Origin of the sequence: Bartonella elizabethae F9251 = ATCC 49927 (assembly GCF_000518165.1) — a bacterium.
Lineage (GTDB): Bacteria > Pseudomonadota > Alphaproteobacteria > Rhizobiales > Rhizobiaceae > Bartonella > Bartonella elizabethae.
Genome location: NZ_KI912396.1, coordinates 1 through 1,153, shown reverse-complemented (window position 1 = coordinate 1,153; position 1,153 = coordinate 1). Strand labels below are relative to the sequence as shown.

The window sequence follows — 1,153 nt, the reverse complement described above, 5'->3', positions numbered from 1 at the left end:
GCTTTTAGTGCGCGGACACACCTGGACATGGCAAAAACTCCCGGAATCTCGTGTTCCTTATAGACAAACAGATCACTCCCCTTAGCCCATTGCAAGCGGCTTTTTCATGTGTATTCCGGGAGATGAAAGAACTGAAACTTGACTCAGCCTTTTGCTTTTAGTGCGCGGGGACACACCTGGACATGGCAAAAGCTCCCGGAATTTCGTGCTCCTTATAAAAGAGGCTCATATCTCTGTTTGGATTTTCAGGCTTTGGATTCCCCCTTAAAACTGCATTTTAGATGTCCTTATTCATAAAATCATTTCAAAAGAGCAGTAATAAAATTTAAAGGTGTGATTTTTATCGCTCACAAATCAAACTCAAAATTGCTTTTTGTTGCTTAGGCTTGAGTTCTCTGAAACTTTTCAAAAGAGTATGCTCTTCTTTGCTGGCAATTTCATCATAGGATGTATTTTTTTCTTTCAACGAAATATCGGCATAAAAAAAGAAAATAGAGATATCCAGGATATCAGCAATTTCTTGTAGGCGCCCTGCACCAACGCGATTGATCGCTTTTTCATATTTTTGGATTTGTTGAAAGGTAACCCCTAAACGATGCCCTAATTCTTTTTGAGAAATTTTCAACATTTCTCGTCTCAAACGAATTCTTTTGCCTATCAAAATATCGTTAGAATGTGGATTTTTCGCTTTCACTTCAGGTTCCCCTCCGGTTGCGAGCGCCCTCGCATAAGTATTCCGGGAGTCTGAAAGTACTGAATCCGAGTCAGCTTTTTTTGCTTTTAGTGTGTGGACACACCTGGACATGGCAAAAACTCCCGGAATCCCGGGACACCCACAAGAGTGAGTTCATTTTTACGCTCGGATTTTAGGGCTTTCAGACCCCATTGATCGCTGCGTCTACGACCAAAGTTACCTTTTAAGCTATAAAGGAATTGAAGAAAATTTACAATAAAATTTAAAGGAGTGTTTTTTCTCACTCAAGAAATCAAACACAAAATTGCCTTCAGTTGTTTAAGAGAGATCTGTCAAACTCTCCGGTTTCAAGTGACTTCTTTATGCGTATTCCGGGAGTCAAAACACTGAGTTCAGTCAGCTTTTTTTGCTTTTAGTGTGTAAACACACCTGGACATGGCAAAAACTCCCGGAATCTCA

1 protein-coding gene is annotated in these 1,153 nt (G+C 40.2%); it reads right to left on the bottom strand.

From position 1 onward, the window contains the following. Nucleotides 1-340: 340 nt before the first annotated feature. Nucleotides 341-805, bottom strand: a complete 465-nt coding sequence (locus tag T429_RS0109455; protein ID WP_005774720.1) for a helix-turn-helix domain-containing protein — start codon at nt 803-805, stop codon at nt 341-343. Nucleotides 806-1,153: the final 348 nt, after the last annotated feature.